A 14605-nucleotide genomic window follows, 5' to 3' on the forward strand; every position below is an offset into this window, starting at 1 on the left:
CGGGTGGAGTCGTGGGATCCGGTGGGAGGATGGCCCGCATGCCGAAGAAGCTGCGCCTGACCGGTGACCCGGCCGCCGACAAGCTGCTGAGCGACGACCCGTTCGCGTTGCTGGTGGGGCTGCTGCTGGACCAGCAGTTCCCGATGGAGCACGCCTTCGCCGGACCGCGGAAGATCGCGGACCGGATGGACGGGTTCAGCATCACCAAGATCGCGGAGACCGACGTGGAGGCGTTCGTCGAGCTGTGCGTGCAGCCGCCGGCCATCCACCGGTACGGCGCGTCGATGGCACGTCGGGTCCACGCGCTGGCGTTGCACGTGATCGAGCACTACAAGGGCAAGGCGGCGAACATCTGGAAGGCCGGCCAACCGGACGGCAAGGAGGTGCTGCGCCGGGTGAAGGAGCTGCCGGGGTTCGGTGACCAGAAGGCCCGGATCTTCGTCGCGCTGCTCGGCAAGCAGCGCGGGGTGACGCCGGACGGGTGGCGGGAGGCCGCCGGCGCGTACGGGGAGGAAGGTTCGCGGCGGTCCATCGCCGACGTGACCAGCGCCGAGACGTTGGCCGAGGTGCGGGCGTTCAAGAAGGCGGCGAAGGCAGGCGGTCAGGTGGAGGGCCCGGCGGGAGCGGAGGCGGCGGTGAAGGGGAAGACCGCCGTGGCGAAGGGGAAAACGGCGGGCAAGGCGGCGGCGAAGGGCTAGAGTCCCGGCGTGGAGTTGCCCGGTCTGACCGATCTCACGCCGCTGGGCCAGGGTGGTTTCGCCACCGTCTACCGGGCCCGCCAGGTGCAGTTGAACCGCGACGTCGCGGTGAAGGTCGACAACCGGGTCCTGCAGAGCGAGCGGGACCGGCGGCGGTTCCTGCGCGAGGCGCACGCCGCCGCGCGGCTGTCCGGGCACCCGCACGTGGTGTCGGTGCACGACGCGAACTTCACCCCGCAGGGCACGCCCTACCTGGTCATGGAGCTGTGCACGGGCGGGTCGCTGGCCGACGTGGTGCAGCGCGACGGGCCGCTGCCCGCGGCGAGGGTGCTCGAGTTGGGCGTGCGGTTGGCGGACGCGCTGGCCGCCGCGCACGCGGAAGGCGTGCTGCACCGGGACATCAAGCCGGGCAACATCCTGCTGGACCGCTACGGCACGGTGAAGCTGGCCGACTTCGGGCTGGCGGCGTTGCTGGACGCCGAGGGTTCGAGCACGGTCACGCGGGACGCGTTGAGCCCCAGCTACGCGCCGCCGGAGGCGTTCGCGATGGCGCCGCCGACGCCGGCGGCGGACGTGTACTCCCTGGCGGCCACGTTGTACGACCTGCTGGCGGGCAAGCCGCCGCGGCCGGTGCCGTGGCCCGTGGAGTCGTTCGACCAGTTGGGGCAGGTGCTGCGGGCGCCGGTGCCGTGGGTGCCCGGCGTGCCGCAGGGGATGCACGAGGCGTTGGTGCGGGCGTTGGAGCCCGAGGTCGGTCGCCGGACGCCCACGGCGGACCGGTTGCGCGACGAGTTGAGCCGGGTGGTGGAGGCGTCGGGCCCGTCGCCGGTCTACCGGCCGGCGGAGCCACCGGCCTGGGGGTCGCCCCCGGTGGCCCAGTCACCGGCCTGGGGGTCCTCGCCGGCGGCCGAGTCACCGGCTTGGGGGTCGCCGCCGGCGGCCGGGTTGCCGCCCCGGGATCCGCAACCGTTGGCGGGGTCGACGCCTCGGGTGTCGCCGCCGTCGGCGGGAGCCGGTTACGTTCGGCCGCCGGCCAAGAAGCCCTGGCCGTTGGTGATCAGCGCCGCGGTGCTCGCGACGCTGGTGGCCCTGGGCACGTGGTGGTGGGCGTCCAAGTCCACCGCCACGACCACCACGACGACGACCGGAGCCGGGTCCACCGGCGAAAGCTCCGGCAAGCCCCTCCCGCCGCCCGCCTTGAAGGAGTGCGCGACCGGGTACTGCGTCGCCGAACCGACCTGCTACCGCGGCATCGTGTCCGTCGGCGGCCAGGCGGCCAGTGCGCGCAAAGTCGGGAACTGCTCGGAGGAGCACTTCTGGGAGGCGTTCGCGGGCGGGTGGCTGTCCGGACCGGTCCCGGACGTCGACAACGACGAGCTGGTCAAGGCGCCCGAGGTGGCGAGCGCCTGCACGGCCGAGGTGATGGCGGCCAACACCCGGCCGAGGGTCGACACCTCCGGCTGGAGGTTCACGGCGGTGGGGTTCACCGACGGCGACCAGGCCTACTTCCACTGCTTGGCGGCGCCCTCCGCGGGCGGCGAGACGACGACCAGCGCGTTCGGCGGGTCCTGACGCGGTTCGGGCTTGAGCGCGAAGATCAGCATCACCAGGGCCGTCAGGGCGGGCAGCGCGGCGATCGGGGCCAGCGGGCCGAGCCCGACCCAGCTGATCACCACGCCGCCGAGCACGCCGGACAGGCCCACGCCGAGGTAGATCGCGGAGGCGTTGAGCGAGAGCAGCAGGCCGCTGTTGGCGGGCGCCAGCTCGATCAGCCAGCTCTGGATGGGCGGGTTCGCCGACCACGTGAGCGCGCCCCAGGCGAAGAGCGCGACGCCGGCCGACACCGGGGTCGTCGCGGTGAGGGGCAACGTCGCCAGCACGACGGTGAAGCAGCTGAACAGGACGACGAGCAGCTTGCGGGTGTCGAAGCGGTCCGAGAGGCGGCCCGCGCCCCAGTTGCCGAGCACGGAGCCCAGGCCGTAGGCGATGAGCAGGACGCCGATCGTGGCGCCTTCCACGTCCGCGGTCTCGGCCAGCAGGGGCGCGATGTAGTTGAAGACGCTGAACACGGCCAGGCACGCGAGCACGGTCAGGGCGAGGACCATCAGCACGCGGCGGTCGGCGGCGGGTGCGATGCGCTGGCGCAGGCCGACGGCCGGCGGGGCGTCGACGCGGGGCAGCCAGAGGCGCACGGCGATCGCGGCGAGCACCGAGACGGCCGCGATCAGCGCGAACACGCCCTGGTAGCCGAGGGGCCCGCCGAGCACGTTGCCCGCGGGCACGCCGAGGACGAGCGAGAACGACAAGCCCCCGAAGACCAGGGCGACGGCTCGGCCGCGGTGTTCCGGCGGTGTCAGGACGGTGGCGACGAGGGTCGCGGCGGGGGTGTAGATCGCCGCGCCGAGCGCGCTGATCACGCGGGCGACCATGAGCAGCGGGTAGTTCGGGGCGAGCGCGGCCAGGAGGTTGCCGAACGCGGCCACGCCGAGGGCGACGACGAGGAGCGTGCGGCGCTCCCACCGGCCGGTGAGGACCGCGAGGAGGGGTGACGAGACCGCGTAGGCGATCGCGAACGCCGTGAGCAGCTGTCCCGCGGTGGCGTGCGAGACGTCCAGTTCCTCGCTCACGGCCGGCAGCACGCCGGAGACGATGTACCCGCTCGTGCCGATGGCGAACGCCCCGGCGGCGAGGAGGTAGGTGCGTGCCGACATGTGTGATCCCCCAGTCGAGTGTGTTTCGACGGGGATCGTACTACGACGTTCATCGAAGTTTGATGACGCTCGTACTATGGGCGTTATGACTGTTGTGCTCCCCCACCCGGAGCGGGACGAGATCCGGATAGCGTCGGTGCTGCACGCGCTGGCCGATCCGGTGCGGCTCCGCATCGTGCGCGCGTTGGCGACGCACGAGGAGGGCCTGTCGTGCGGGGTGCTGCCGCTGGGGGTGACGGCGTCGACGCTCACCCATCACGTGCGGACGTTGCGGGAGGCGGGTGTCGTGCGCGTTCGACCGCAGGGGACGTCACGGATCAGTTCGTTGCGCCGGGAGGATTTGGATGCGCTGTTCCCGGGGCTGCTCGACGGTGTGCTGGCGGCACGGCGGTGAGTGACGCGAACGACTGGGAGTGGGTGCGGGTGCTCGCCCAGGGGCGGGTGTACGACGAGGAGCGGCCCGCCGTGAACCGGCTGGCGTGGGCGGCGGTGGCGTTGGCGGCCTCGCGCGGTGGCGAGCGGAGCGGGGTGCGGCGGGACCGGGCGGTGGCCGACCGGTTCGCGTTGCGGGCCCGGGTGGTGCGGTCGCTGGGTGTCCGGGCGGCGGATCCGGACGCGTTGGCGGTGGACGTGCTGGCCGAGGACGGGTTGTCGGGGAGGTACGCGAAGGCCGTGGCACGGGCGGTCGAGCCGGTGGTCTCGCAGGTGCGGGACGAGGGGTTGAGGGAGCGGGTGCGGGAGTGGGTGTCGGCGCGGTCGTAGTCCGGTAATTCGGTTGCGGTGGTTCCTAGGGTGAACAACCGTGCGCGCTTACGCTTTCCTAGCGCTGGCCGGATTCCGCAGGTATTCCACCTATCGACAGGCGATGGTCGCCGGAATGGCGACGAACGTCGCCTTCGGCCTGCTCAGGCTGGCCGTGCTGGTCGCGGCGGTCACGCAGGGCGCCATCGCGGGCTATGACGTCGCCGCCACGGCGACTTACGTGTGGCTGGGCCAGGGATTGATGGCCGTGGTCGTCCTCTGGGGCGACAAGCACCTCTCCGATCGGGTGCGCAGCGGTGACGTGGTGGTCGACCTGTACCGGCCGTGGCACTTGCAACTGGCGCTGTTCGCCGAGGACGTGGGCCGCGCGTGCTACGCCGTGGCCGTCCGGTTCGCTCCGCCGGTGGCGTTCGGGGCGTTGCTGTTCCCCTTCCGCTGGCCGTCGATCGGCACGTTGCCGGCTTTCGCGGTCAGCGTGGCATTGGCCGTGACGGTCAGCTTCGGCCTGCGGTTCCTGCTCAACGCGACCACGTTCTGGCTGCTGGACAACCGCGGCGTCCAAGCGCTCTACACGGCGCTCACCTGGCTGCTGTGCGGGTTGGCCGTGCCGCTCGCGTTCTTCCCCGAGTGGGCGCTGCCGATCGTGTGGTCGACGCCGTTCGCGGCCATGCTGCAGGCGCCGATCGACGTCTTCCTCGAACGCGGGTCGCCGTGGCCTCTCCTCGCGGGGCAGGCGTTCTGGGCCGTCGCGGTGCTCGCCGCGGGGCACCTGGTGCTGTCACGGGCGGTGCGGAAGGTGGTGGTCCAGGGTGGCTGAGAGCGTGTACGCGAAGCTCGTCGGCGCGCGGTTGCGCGGGCAGATGTCCTATCGCGCGTCGTTCCTCATGCAGTGCCTCGCGCAGGCGGTCAACCAGCTCGCCGAGTTGGCCATCATCCTGGTGCTGTTCAACCGGGTGAGCGCGCTGGGCGGGTTCTCGGTCTCGGAAGTCGTGCTGATGTACGCGATCGCGGGCACGGCGTTCGGGATCGCCGACCTGGTGGCGGGGCAGTTGGACGAACTGCCCACGTACATCCGCACGGGGACGTTCGACGTGCTGCTGCTGCGCCCCTTGAGCACGTTGGCGCAGATGATGGCGTCCGACCTGCACCTGCGGAAGGTCGGGCGCATCGCCGCCGGGGTCGGCGCGCTGGTGTACGCCTTGGGCCACAACGACATCGCGTGGTCGGTGTGGACCGCCGGGCTCGTCGTGCTGGCGCCGATCAGCGGCGCGGTGATCTTCTCCGCGATCTGGGTGGCGGCCAACGCCGTGTGCTTCTGGGTCGTGGACGGCCAGGAGTTGGCCAACACGGTCACGTACGGCAGCAACGCGTTCACCTCCTACCCCGCCACGGTCTTCGGGCCTTGGCTGCGGCGGTTCTTCGCGTTCGTCGTCCCCGGCGCGTTCGTCGCCTACTACCCCGCCCTGGCCCTGCTGGACCGGCCGGACCCGTTGGGCGGGCCCGCCCTGCTGGGGTGGATCTCGCCGTTGGTCGCGGTCGCGGCGGCGGTCCTGGCCGGTCTGGTGTGGCGGACGGCCGTTCGGCACTACCGAGGGACTGGATCATGATCGAAGTGCGCGACCTGCGTCGCGAGTTCACGGTGACCACCAAGGTCGGCCGGTTCCGACGGGAGAAGCGGGTGGTGCGGGCGGTCGACGCCGTCGCGTTCGACGTGGCGGCGGGCGAGGCCGTCGGGTACGTGGGGCCCAACGGCGCGGGCAAGTCGACCACCATCAAGATGCTGACCGGGATCCTGGTGCCCACGTCCGGTCACGTCCGGGTGTGCGGGGTCGAACCCTCGCGGGGCAGGCGGGAGCTGGCGCGGCGGATCGGCGTGGTGTTCGGTCAGCGCAGCCAGCTGTGGTGGGACTTGCCGTTGCGGGACAGCTTCGAGTTGTTGCGGGCGATCTACCGGGTGCCGGCGGGCGACTACCGGAGTCGGTTGCGGGAGTGCGTCGAGCTGTTGGAGCTCGGGCCTTTCCTGGACACGCCGGTCCGCCAGTTGTCGCTCGGCCAGCGGATGCGGGGCGAGGTCACGGCGTCTTTGCTGCACGGGCCGGAACTGCTCGTCCTGGACGAGCCGACGATCGGGCTCGACCTGGAATCCAAGGAACGGCTCCGGGAATTCCTGGCCGATCTCAACGCGAACCGGGGCACCACCCTGCTGCTCACCACGCACGACCTGGACGACATCGAACGGCTGTGCCCCAGGTTGGTCGTCATCGACCGGGGCACGGTGCTCGCGGACGGCGCGCTGGAGGAGTTGCGCGCCGAGGTGGCCCCGGAGCGGGTGCTGGTGATCGACCTGGAGAAGCCCAGCGGTGAGCTGGCCGGGCTGCCCGGCGTGACGTCGAGCCGGGTCGAGCTCAACGGTTTGCGACACCACCTCACGTTCCGCCGGGCGGACACCACGGCGGCGGCGCTGATCTCGGCCGTGGCCACCAGGGCGGAAGTGCACGACCTGGTGGTCGTCGAGCCGGAAATCGACGACGTGGTGCGTCGGCTGTACGCGCGTCGGTAGAGTCGGACGAAACGGTCAACGTAGAACGGGAGCACCTCATGCGCGCAGGTCGTCCGGTAGCCACCCTCTTGCTGGCAATGGGACTCGCCGCCGCGGTCTCGGGCTGCGAGGCCGTGCAGCAGGCCTCGGACACCGCCAACCAGGTCGGCGCGGCCGCGGACAAGGCGCAGCTGTGCATCGACGCGCTCAAGCTGGCCGGTTTCACGCCCGACGCCACCGACCCGCAGAAGGCGCTGGAGGAGACCCAGAAGAAGGCCGAGGAGCTGAACGCGCTCGCCGCCAAGGCAGGCGACGCCACGCTCCAGGACGCCATCACCGGCGTCTCCGACACCATGGGCAAGGTGACGCTGGACGACCTGAACCCGGCGAACATCGCCGGGTGGTCGCAGCAGAAGCTGGACCAGGTGGCGAAGCTGTCCAACGCCTGCGCCTGAGCGGAAACGTCAGGCTGTCGGTACCTTCGGAACAGTCCTACGCTGTGACGCACCGGAGGTGTTGCAGATGCACGCGACAGTAGGCGACCGGTTGCACATCCACAGCCGCGCGGTTGGTCTCGACGAGACGGTCGGCGAGATCCTCGAAGTGCGCGGCCCGGAAGGTGCGCCCCCGTATCGGGTCCGCTTCTCCGACGGCCACGAAGGGCTGGTCTACCCCGGCCCCGACAGCCTGGTGGAGCCCCGGACCCCCGAATCACCCAGGATCAAGGACTCGACCTCGGCGCGGTAGAGCAGCGCCGGGTCGACCCCCATCGGCCCGAACTGGCCGGAGACCTCCAGGCTGAGCACGCCGTGCAGCCTGGTGAACGCACGCAGGCCGGTGAGCAGCACGGCGGGGGGCACGTCACCCTCGCCGCGCGCGCCCGCCCACCCCACGAGCTGGGCGTCCAGTGTGGACGACCCGGCCGTGGCGGAGTCTTCGCGCGGCAGCACGCGGAGCAGCGCGCTCATGGTGCGGTGCGCCAGGAGGATCGTGTCCTGCGGCGCGTGGTAGCCCGGTAGCGGCGTGCCGAACAGCAGCAGGTACCGGTGCGGTTGGCCGACGCCCCACGACCGGAACGCCTCGGCGAACGCACGCACCCGATCGGGTGGTGATGCGCCGCTCGACGCCGCCACCGACTCCTCCACCGCGTCCGCGAGGTCCTGCCACGCGTCGCGGACGAGGTCGTTGAGCAGGTCGTCGCGCCCCTTGAAGTACCGGTAGAGCGCCGGACCCGTCACGCCCATGCGCTTGGCGATGGCGTTGACCGAGATGCCGGCGATCCCCAGCTCGGCCAGCTGCTCCAAGGCGATGCGCTTGGCCTCGGTCTTCGTTTCCTCGCGGTACCGCTCGCGGCGGGCGTTGACCACTGCTGCCTCCTTGACACAAGCACTCTAACTTGTGTTAGAACTTCTAACAGAAGTTACGGCTTGATACGAGAGGGTGTCATGACGGCGGTCGTGCTGGGTGCGGGGCGGGGTATCGGGTGGGAGGTCGCCCGACAGCTGGTGGCGGACGGCCGGGAGGTGCGGGCTGTCACTCGTTCAGGTGGAGTTCCGAAGGGCGCGCAGGACGTGCGGGCCGACCTGATGGACCGGGCGTCGACGTTCAAGGCGGTGGAGGGCGCCTCGGTCGTCCACCTGGCGGCGAACGTGCTGTACTCGAACTGGGTCGAGATGCTGCCCACGATGGTGGACAACACGATCGCGGCGGCGGAGGCGGTCGGCGCGAAGATCGTCTACACGGACAACCTGTACGCGTTCGGACCGGTGTCGGGACCGATGCGGGAGGACACGCCGGAACGGCCGGCGGGCGTGAAGGAGAAGCTGCGCAGCGAGCTGGGCAAGCGCTTGCGGGCGGCTTCCGTGCCGGTCACGACGTGCCGGTCCTCGGACTACTACGGGCCGGGCGGCACGGGCTCGCTGCCCGGCGAGCTGCTGATCAAGCCGATGGCGGCGGGCCGGGCGGGCCTGTGGTTCTGGCCGCTGGACCTGCCGCACACGTTCGCCTACCTGCGTGACACGGCGCGGGCGCAGATCGTGCTCGGCGACGACGAGCGGGCCGACGGGAAGCTCTGGCTCACGCCGGCGGCGGAGACGTTGACCGTGCGGGAGTTCGCGGCGTTGACCGGGCGGGTGCTCGGCAACGCGCGCAAGCCGATGCGGCTGCCGGCGTTCTCGGTCGCGGTGGGCTCGCTGTTCGACAAGCGGCTGCGCGGCTCCGGCGAGATGGACCACCAGCGCACCGCGCCGTGGGTGGTGGACCACTCCGCGTTCGAGGCCACGTTCGGGCCGCTGCCCGTCACGCCGCACGAGCAGGCGATCGAGGAGACCGCGCGCTGGTACCGGGGTTGAGCGAAACGGCAACCTGGGAACGGTCTCAGCCCAGGATGGTGGTGATCAGGTCGTCGGCCAGGGCGGGCGTGGCGGCGGCGATGCCCGACCAGCGGCGGGACAGGTCGAGGTCGAAGGTCAGCGGCCGGCCGCGCAGGTCGAGCAGCGCTCCCCCGGCGGCGGGCACGGTGACGAGGGCCGCGATCAGGTCCATCAGGCGGTGGGTGTCCGAGCCGGGGTCGGCGAACGCGTCCACCGCGCCCTCGGCCACCAGCACCGCCTCCAGGCACGTGGTGGACAGGATGCGGACGCGGTCGACCTGGTCGGCCACGCGCATCCACGCGTCCTCGGTGCCGCGCTTGGGCCGCATCATGCAGATCGACGCGCCCTTGAGCGCGGTGCGGCCGGTGGTGCGGTAGGGCGTGGGCCTGCCCGCGTGCGCCGACCAGGCGCGGCCGGTGTCGAACCAGACGGTGAGCGCCTCGACCGGCTGGTCGTCGATCACCAGGGCGCCCGCGAAGCACGAGAGCGGCACGCCCATGGCGGCGTTCGCGGAACCGTCCACCGGGTCGATCACCAGGGTGGCCGCGGAGCCGTTGTCGATGAACCCGGCCTCTTCGGAGAGCAGGTTCGCGCCCGCCCCGGCGGCGGCCTCGGCGATCGCGGCTTCCACGATCGCGTCCACCCGCATGGTGGGCGTGCCGTCCGCGCCGTCGGCGATCTCCTCGCGCAGCTGCACGCGGGTGAACTCGCGCCGCGCGCCGTCGTAGGCGGCCGACGCGGCGAGCGCGGTGGCGGCGAGCGCCGGGTGGACGTCGGCGGGCAGGGTCGGGGTCGGCACGGGCCAGGGTTCCATGCACCCAACATGCCACGGGCGGGCCACCGGCGGCGGCTCGCCCGTGGGCCAGTGCCGCGACCGGCGGCCTTTGCCCCGTATTCCGCCGGTCGGACGGGCGGATCGCGGTGCCGGCCGCCGGTCGCGGCACTGGGACTCAGATCAGGCCCAGGGCCTTGACCGCGTCGCGCTCCTCGACCAGCTCGGCCACGGAGGCGTCGATGCGGGCGCGGGAGAAGTCGTCGATCTCCAGGCCCTGCACGATCGAGTACCGGCCGTCGGTCACCGTGACGGGGAACGACGAGATCAGGCCCTCCGGCACGCCGTAGGAGCCGTCCGACGGGACCGCCATCGAGACCCAGTCGCCCTCGGCGGTGCCGTTGACCCAGTCGTGGACGTGGTCGATGGCCGCGTTCGCCGCCGACGCCGCCGAGGACGCGCCGCGCGCCTCGATGATCGCCGCGCCGCGCTTGGCGACGGTCGGGATGAACTCGTTCTCCAGCCAGGCCTGGTCGTTCACGGCCTCGGCCGCGTTCTGGCCCTTGACCTCGGCGTGGAACAGGTCCGGGTACTGGGTGGCCGAGTGGTTGCCCCAGATGGTGAGCTTCTTGATGTCGGTGACCGACACCCCGAGCTTCTTCGCCAGCTGCGACAGCGCCCGGTTGTGGTCCAGGCGGGTCATCGCGGTGAACCGCTCGGCGGGCACGTCGGGCGCGTGCTGCTGGGCGATCAGGGCGTTGGTGTTGGCCGGGTTGCCGACGACCAGCACGCGCACGTCGTCCGCCGCGCCCGCGTTGATCGCCTCGCCCTGCGGCTTGAAGATGCCGCCGTTGGCCTCCAGCAGGTCACCGCGCTCCATGCCCTTCGTGCGCGGGCGGGCGCCGACGAGCAGCGCCACGTTGACGCCGTCGAAGGCGGTCTTGGCGTCGTCGGTGATGTCGATGCCGGACAGCAGCGGGAACGCGCAGTCGTCCAGCTCCATCGCGGTGCCCTCGGCGGCCTTGACGGCCTGCGGGATCTCCAGCAGTCGCAGGCGGACGGGGACGTCGGGACCCAGGAGGTGGCCGGAGGCGATGCGGAACAGCAGTGCGTAGCCGATCTGGCCGGCCGCACCGGTGACGGTGACGTTCACGGGCGTGCGGGTCATGTGCCTTCCCGAATGTTGTGGCTTCAGTCCTCGGGCACGACCACTAGGCAGGCTGACGACCTGTCAGCGGCGGTCTCTACTCCGGGACCGCGCACCGGGCGGGTTGCCCGGCAGGTCGGAGGTTACCAACTGGGCGACGATGACAAGGTGTGACAGTGGACATCATCGGCGAGGACTACACCGACGCGGTCTTGTACGGGCAGCAGTGGGCAGGCAGGTCGTTCGTCCGGTGCGACTTCACCGAGGCCGACCTGCGCGGGCTGGCGACGTCGGGCTGCACGTTCACCGACTGCACGTTCGACCGGACCGACCTGGGCGAGTCCACCCACAAGGCCACCGCGTTCCGCTCCTGCCGGTTCACCCGCGCGGTGCTGGGGTCCGCCGAGTTCACGTCGTGCTCGTGGCTCGGATCGGTGTTCGTGGACTGCGCGCTGCGGCCGATCACGTTGACCGAGACCGATCTCACGCTGGCCGGGCTGTCCGGCGCCGTGCTGCGGAAGGCGTCGCTGCGCGGGTTGCGGTTGCGGGAGGCCAACCTCGAGGAGGCGGACCTCCGCGAGGCGGACCTGCGTGACGCCGACCTGACCGGCGCGCGGCTGCGGGGGTGCCGGCTGGAGGGCGCGGACCTGACCGGCGCGCGGCTGGACGCCGACGGGCTCGTCCAGGCCACCCTGCGCGGTGCGCGGGTGGACCTGGACACGGCCGTCGCCTTCGCCGCGGCGCACGGGTTGCGCGTCGGCTAGTGGCCCGGGGCCTCCTGGCCCGCGACCTCGACCAGCACGCCGTCGGCGACCATGTCGTCGATCGTCTTCGGCATCAGGTAGGCCGTGCCGCCGCCGGGCTGCTCGAACCACGGCACGGCCACACCGGTCAGCACCTCGACCGGTCGGCGCAGCCGGTACACGTGGTACGGGCGGTTGATCCACGACGGCACCAGCGAGCGCTGCGCGAACGGAGTGCCCGCCGCGTAGACGAGGTTGCCCTCGCCCTCGCCGAAGCGGTCCACCTCCATGCCGGCGGGCAGCTCGACCATCGTCTTGTGCCGGAACAGGGTGAGCGGCGGTTCGCCGTTCATCGGGTTGATCGGCCACGACCGCTGGGGCTTGGGCTCCTGCGTCGACGTCGTGGCGCCCGACGGCTGGGCCGCGCCCTGCTGCTGGACCGGCGCGGGCGGTTCGACCGGCGGGCGCTGCGGCGGCGCGGGGCGGCGCGGCGGCTCCTCGCGGAACCCGTTGTTCATCGGCGGACGGGGGCGCTGCGGCGGCGGGGGCGGCGGCAGCGGGCGCGGCGGGCGGCGGCTGGTGAGCACCAGCTTGCCGGTCAGGTACGCGGCGGCGTCCTCCAGCCGGTCGAAGCGGACCGGGTTGGTCGGCCCGTGGTCGAACCACGACACCTCCCAGTCCGGGCCCTCGGTGCGCAGCAGCCAGGCGCGGTCGGCGGGCTCGCCGAACCGGTAGGCGGCGGGCGGCACGTCGAGCTCGTCCAGCGCGCGGCGGATGGACGAGAGCTCGCGCTCCTCTTCCGGCGTGACCTGGCGCGGCTCGGCCGGTGGCGGCGGCTGGACGGGCGGTGGCGGCGGTGGTGTCAGGCTCGGCGCGGGGGCCGCGGCCGGGCTCACGTCGTCGAACGGCCGCACGGCCTCGGCGAACTGCGTCGCCTGGTCGGCGAACGGCGGCGGCACCTGTTCCACGAACTGCGGCTGGTCGGCCGGTTCGGCGTGGGCCTCACGGTCCTCGTGGTGGTCGCGGTGCTCGTCGTGGTGGTCGTCGTGGGCTTCGCGGTGGTCGTGGTCGTCGAAGCGGGACTCGGGCTCGTCGTGCCGCTCTTCGTGCCGGTCGTCGGCGGCCTGCTCGGCGAACAGCGGCTCGTCGGGCTGGGTGAACGCCTGCTCGGCCGACTCCTCGAACCGGGTCTCGGCGCGGTCGGCGAAGCCCGGCTCCTCGGTGTGCTCCGGCGTGTAGAGGCGGGCCTGGTCGACCTCGAACTCGGCGGTGACCTCGGCCTCGTCGGCGGAGTGGCGGGCGTCGATTTCGGGCGCCTGCTCCTCGGCCGGCTGCGGCTCGTGCTCGGCCTGCTCGTGCTGGTGCGGGTCGTGCTGGTGCGGGTCGTGCTGGTGCGGGTCGTGCTGGTGCGGTTCGTACGCCTGCTCGTGCTGCTGCTCGTAGACCGGCTCGTGCGACGGCTGCTCGTAGACCGGCTCCGGCTCGGCCTGGTCGTACGCGGGCTGGTCGTGCGGTGCGCGCTCGTGCGGCGCCTGGTCGTGCGCGGGCTCGTCGGTGACCGCCTCGACCTCGCCGGTCTCCTCGGCGGGCCCGGCCTCCGGTTCCTCGTCCGCGAACGGGCTCCAGGTCTGGGTCTCGTGGAGCTCGGGCTGGTCGTCGGCCTCCTCGCGCTCGTAGGCGCCCGGCGCGAACAGGTCCATCCCGTCCACGTAGGACTCGCGCCGGTACCGGTCGTCGATCACCGGGCCGTCCTCGTCGAACCGCACCCGGTACGGCGGGCCGTCCTGCGCGTACTCGATCACGTCCGGCTTGAGCTCGGTGAGGTTCGCCGTCCTCTCGACGTCCGCCGCCGCCTCGGCGGGCCGCGGCTCGTCGGCCGGCGGTTCGGGCAGCGACGCGACCACGGTGGCGCCCACCTCGACGGGCGGCTCGACCGGCGCGGGCGAGGGCTCGGCGACCGGCAGCTCGGTGCCCTGCGGCGCGGCCGGCGCGCCCAGGTTCGCCGCGGCGGCGACCCGGGCCTCCTCGGTCACCTCCGGCAGCACGAAGTCCAGCGCCTTGGCCCGCTCGACCAGCTCCGGCTCCGGCGGCACGCCGTAGGCGCGCAGGTAGTAGCCGACTGCGGCGGGCCAGATCCAGTGGCCGTCGGTCTGGAACGCCACCGGCACCACCGACGGCGCGTCCGGGTTGAGCACGTCCGCGTCGAACCCGCGCCCGATCACCGCGACCGGCGCCCGGTCCAGGTAGCTCAGCAGCAGGGCGTGGTCGGTCTCGGCGATCGGCGGCCGGTTGACCGAGGGCCGACCGCCGGGACCCGCGCCGTCGAACACCCGGGCCGTGCGGAACGCGCGGGGCGGCGCCGCCTGGTCGACGGGCGGCGGCGGGGGCGGCGCCTGCTGGAGCCGTCGCCGCAGCCAGTCCGGCACGTTCTCGTCGGTGCGCGGGAAGAACCGCATCTCGTCCAGGTACGCCTGCGGCGGCGGTGGCGTGGTCCAGGACGGCTCGGCGCGGTCGAAGTCGAGGTTGTAGCTGGACGGGTGGTCAAGCTGGTAGCGGGCGTTGGACCAGCTGCCCCGGCCGTCCCGGTACATGCCCGCGCGCAGCCGCGAGAACAGCCCGGCCACCTCCTGGGGCGGCGACCAGGCGCGCAGGGCGCCGTCGACGGTGCGCACCTCGGCGGCCAGCTCGAAGTACCGGCCGGTCGCGCGGTACTCCGCGGTCACGTGCCGCCACTCCTCCGGCGCGGCCCGCATCAGCGTCAGGCCGATCTGCTTGACCAGCGCATCCTGCTCGGTCGGGTTCAGCGGCTTCAGCTCGGACACGTGCAACATCTTCCCCCGCGACTCCCAGTGCCCGCACGG

16 protein-coding genes are annotated in these 14605 nt (G+C 72.4%); 11 read left to right on the top strand and 5 right to left on the bottom strand.

Going from position 1 to position 14605, the window contains the following annotated elements; all coding sequences use genetic code 11:
• Window positions 1-38 precede the first annotated feature (38 nt).
• Window positions 39-698, top strand: a complete 660-nt coding sequence (locus ACZ7GX_RS31905; protein WP_498782050.1) for an HhH-GPD-type base excision DNA repair protein — start codon at window positions 39-41, stop codon at window positions 696-698.
• Between the two features lie 9 nt (window positions 699-707).
• The gene (locus ACZ7GX_RS31910; protein WP_498782052.1) at window positions 708-2270 is read left to right on the top strand and encodes a serine/threonine-protein kinase; all 1563 of its coding nucleotides are present in this window, start codon (window positions 708-710) and stop codon (window positions 2268-2270) included.
• Here ACZ7GX_RS31910 and ACZ7GX_RS31915 read toward each other — a convergent pair.
• Entirely contained in the window at window positions 2201-3409 is a 1209-nt protein-coding gene (locus ACZ7GX_RS31915; protein WP_498782054.1) for an MFS transporter, read from the bottom strand. The genes ACZ7GX_RS31910 and ACZ7GX_RS31915 overlap by 70 nt on opposite strands.
• A 76-nt stretch (window positions 3410-3485) precedes the next feature.
• On the opposite strand from ACZ7GX_RS31915, the gene ACZ7GX_RS31920 reads away from it, so the two are divergent.
• The 7 genes from ACZ7GX_RS31920 to ACZ7GX_RS31950 all read left to right on the top strand — a co-directional run bounded on the left by ACZ7GX_RS31920 (window position 3486) and on the right by ACZ7GX_RS31950 (window position 7457).
• The gene (locus ACZ7GX_RS31920; protein WP_498782056.1) at window positions 3486-3803 is read left to right on the top strand and encodes an ArsR/SmtB family transcription factor; all 318 of its coding nucleotides are present in this window, start codon (window positions 3486-3488) and stop codon (window positions 3801-3803) included.
• The gene (locus tag ACZ7GX_RS31925) at window positions 3800-4171 is read left to right on the top strand and encodes a hypothetical protein (RefSeq protein ID WP_498782058.1); all 372 of its coding nucleotides are present in this window, start codon (window positions 3800-3802) and stop codon (window positions 4169-4171) included. The genes ACZ7GX_RS31920 and ACZ7GX_RS31925 overlap by 4 nt, the downstream gene beginning before the upstream one ends.
• Window positions 4172-4286: 115 nt before the next feature.
• Window positions 4287-4988: an ABC transporter permease gene (locus tag ACZ7GX_RS31930; protein WP_498782060.1), complete on the top strand. Its 702-nt coding sequence runs from the start codon at window positions 4287-4289 to the stop codon at window positions 4986-4988.
• Window positions 4981-5778: an ABC transporter permease gene (locus tag ACZ7GX_RS31935; RefSeq protein WP_498782062.1), complete on the top strand. Its 798-nt coding sequence runs from the start codon at window positions 4981-4983 to the stop codon at window positions 5776-5778. Before ACZ7GX_RS31930 ends, ACZ7GX_RS31935 begins: the two co-directional genes overlap by 8 nt.
• A complete protein-coding gene (locus ACZ7GX_RS31940; protein WP_498782064.1) occupies window positions 5775-6731 on the top strand; it encodes an ABC transporter ATP-binding protein in 957 nt (318 codons plus the stop codon). The genes ACZ7GX_RS31935 and ACZ7GX_RS31940 overlap by 4 nt, the downstream gene beginning before the upstream one ends.
• 38 nt (window positions 6732-6769) lie before the next feature.
• Window positions 6770-7165 (top strand): bacteriophage spanin2 family protein, encoded by a 396-nt coding sequence (locus tag ACZ7GX_RS31945; protein ID WP_498782066.1) that lies wholly within the window; start codon window positions 6770-6772, stop codon window positions 7163-7165.
• A 67-nt stretch (window positions 7166-7232) separates the two neighbouring features.
• Entirely contained in the window at window positions 7233-7457 is a 225-nt protein-coding gene (locus ACZ7GX_RS31950) for a DUF1918 domain-containing protein (protein WP_073885810.1), read from the top strand.
• Here the strand turns inward: ACZ7GX_RS31950 and ACZ7GX_RS31955 are convergent.
• Window positions 7379-8077, bottom strand: a complete 699-nt coding sequence (locus ACZ7GX_RS31955; RefSeq protein ID WP_498782068.1) for a TetR/AcrR family transcriptional regulator — start codon at window positions 8075-8077, stop codon at window positions 7379-7381. The two genes, ACZ7GX_RS31950 and ACZ7GX_RS31955, sit on opposite strands and share 79 nt — an antisense overlap.
• A gap of 78 nt (window positions 8078-8155) precedes the next feature.
• On the opposite strand from ACZ7GX_RS31955, the gene ACZ7GX_RS31960 reads away from it, so the two are divergent.
• Complete coding sequence (locus ACZ7GX_RS31960) at window positions 8156-9061, top strand: NAD-dependent epimerase/dehydratase family protein (RefSeq protein ID WP_498782070.1); 906 nt, start codon at window positions 8156-8158, stop codon at window positions 9059-9061.
• A gap of 25 nt (window positions 9062-9086) precedes the next feature.
• Here the strand turns inward: ACZ7GX_RS31960 and ACZ7GX_RS31965 are convergent, their stop codons facing one another.
• Together ACZ7GX_RS31965 and ACZ7GX_RS31970 are read right to left on the bottom strand one after the other, a co-directional pair.
• Window positions 9087-9896, bottom strand: a complete 810-nt coding sequence (locus ACZ7GX_RS31965) for an inositol monophosphatase family protein (RefSeq protein WP_498782072.1) — start codon at window positions 9894-9896, stop codon at window positions 9087-9089.
• A gap of 136 nt (window positions 9897-10032) precedes the next feature.
• Window positions 10033-11022: a malate dehydrogenase gene (locus ACZ7GX_RS31970; RefSeq protein ID WP_498782074.1), complete on the bottom strand. Its 990-nt coding sequence runs from the start codon at window positions 11020-11022 to the stop codon at window positions 10033-10035.
• A 155-nt stretch (window positions 11023-11177) separates the two neighbouring features.
• Between ACZ7GX_RS31970 and ACZ7GX_RS31975 the strand changes: the two genes are divergently transcribed.
• Window positions 11178-11765, top strand: coding sequence for a pentapeptide repeat-containing protein (locus tag ACZ7GX_RS31975; protein WP_498782076.1), 588 nt, complete (start codon window positions 11178-11180; stop codon window positions 11763-11765).
• Here ACZ7GX_RS31975 and ACZ7GX_RS31980 read toward each other — a convergent pair.
• A complete protein-coding gene (locus ACZ7GX_RS31980) occupies window positions 11762-14566 on the bottom strand; it encodes a TNT domain-containing protein (RefSeq protein WP_498782078.1) in 2805 nt (934 codons plus the stop codon). The genes ACZ7GX_RS31975 and ACZ7GX_RS31980 overlap by 4 nt on opposite strands.
• Window positions 14567-14605: the final 39 nt, after the last annotated feature.

It is taken from the genome of Actinosynnema sp. NPDC037264, assembly GCF_055603705.1.

Excerpts from the sequence above, each read along its gene's own strand:
- ACZ7GX_RS31905 (WP_498782050.1), top strand. The coding sequence starts at position 39 with ATGCCGAAGAAGCTGCGCCTGACCGGTGACCCGGCCGCCGACAAGCTG.
- ACZ7GX_RS31915 (WP_498782054.1), bottom strand. The coding sequence starts at position 3,409 with ATGTCGGCACGCACCTACCTCCTCGCCGCCGGGGCGTTCGCCATCGGC.
- ACZ7GX_RS31920 (WP_498782056.1), top strand. The coding sequence starts at position 3,486 with ATGGGCGTTATGACTGTTGTGCTCCCCCACCCGGAGCGGGACGAGATC.
- ACZ7GX_RS31930 (WP_498782060.1), top strand. The coding sequence starts at position 4,287 with ATGGCGACGAACGTCGCCTTCGGCCTGCTCAGGCTGGCCGTGCTGGTC.
- ACZ7GX_RS31940 (WP_498782064.1), top strand. The coding sequence starts at position 5,775 with ATGATCGAAGTGCGCGACCTGCGTCGCGAGTTCACGGTGACCACCAAG.
- ACZ7GX_RS31945 (WP_498782066.1), top strand. The coding sequence starts at position 6,770 with ATGCGCGCAGGTCGTCCGGTAGCCACCCTCTTGCTGGCAATGGGACTC.
- ACZ7GX_RS31950 (WP_073885810.1), top strand. The coding sequence starts at position 7,233 with ATGCACGCGACAGTAGGCGACCGGTTGCACATCCACAGCCGCGCGGTT.
- ACZ7GX_RS31960 (WP_498782070.1), top strand. The coding sequence starts at position 8,156 with ATGACGGCGGTCGTGCTGGGTGCGGGGCGGGGTATCGGGTGGGAGGTC.
- ACZ7GX_RS31965 (WP_498782072.1), bottom strand. The coding sequence starts at position 9,896 with ATGGAACCCTGGCCCGTGCCGACCCCGACCCTGCCCGCCGACGTCCAC.
- ACZ7GX_RS31970 (WP_498782074.1), bottom strand. The coding sequence starts at position 11,022 with ATGACCCGCACGCCCGTGAACGTCACCGTCACCGGTGCGGCCGGCCAG.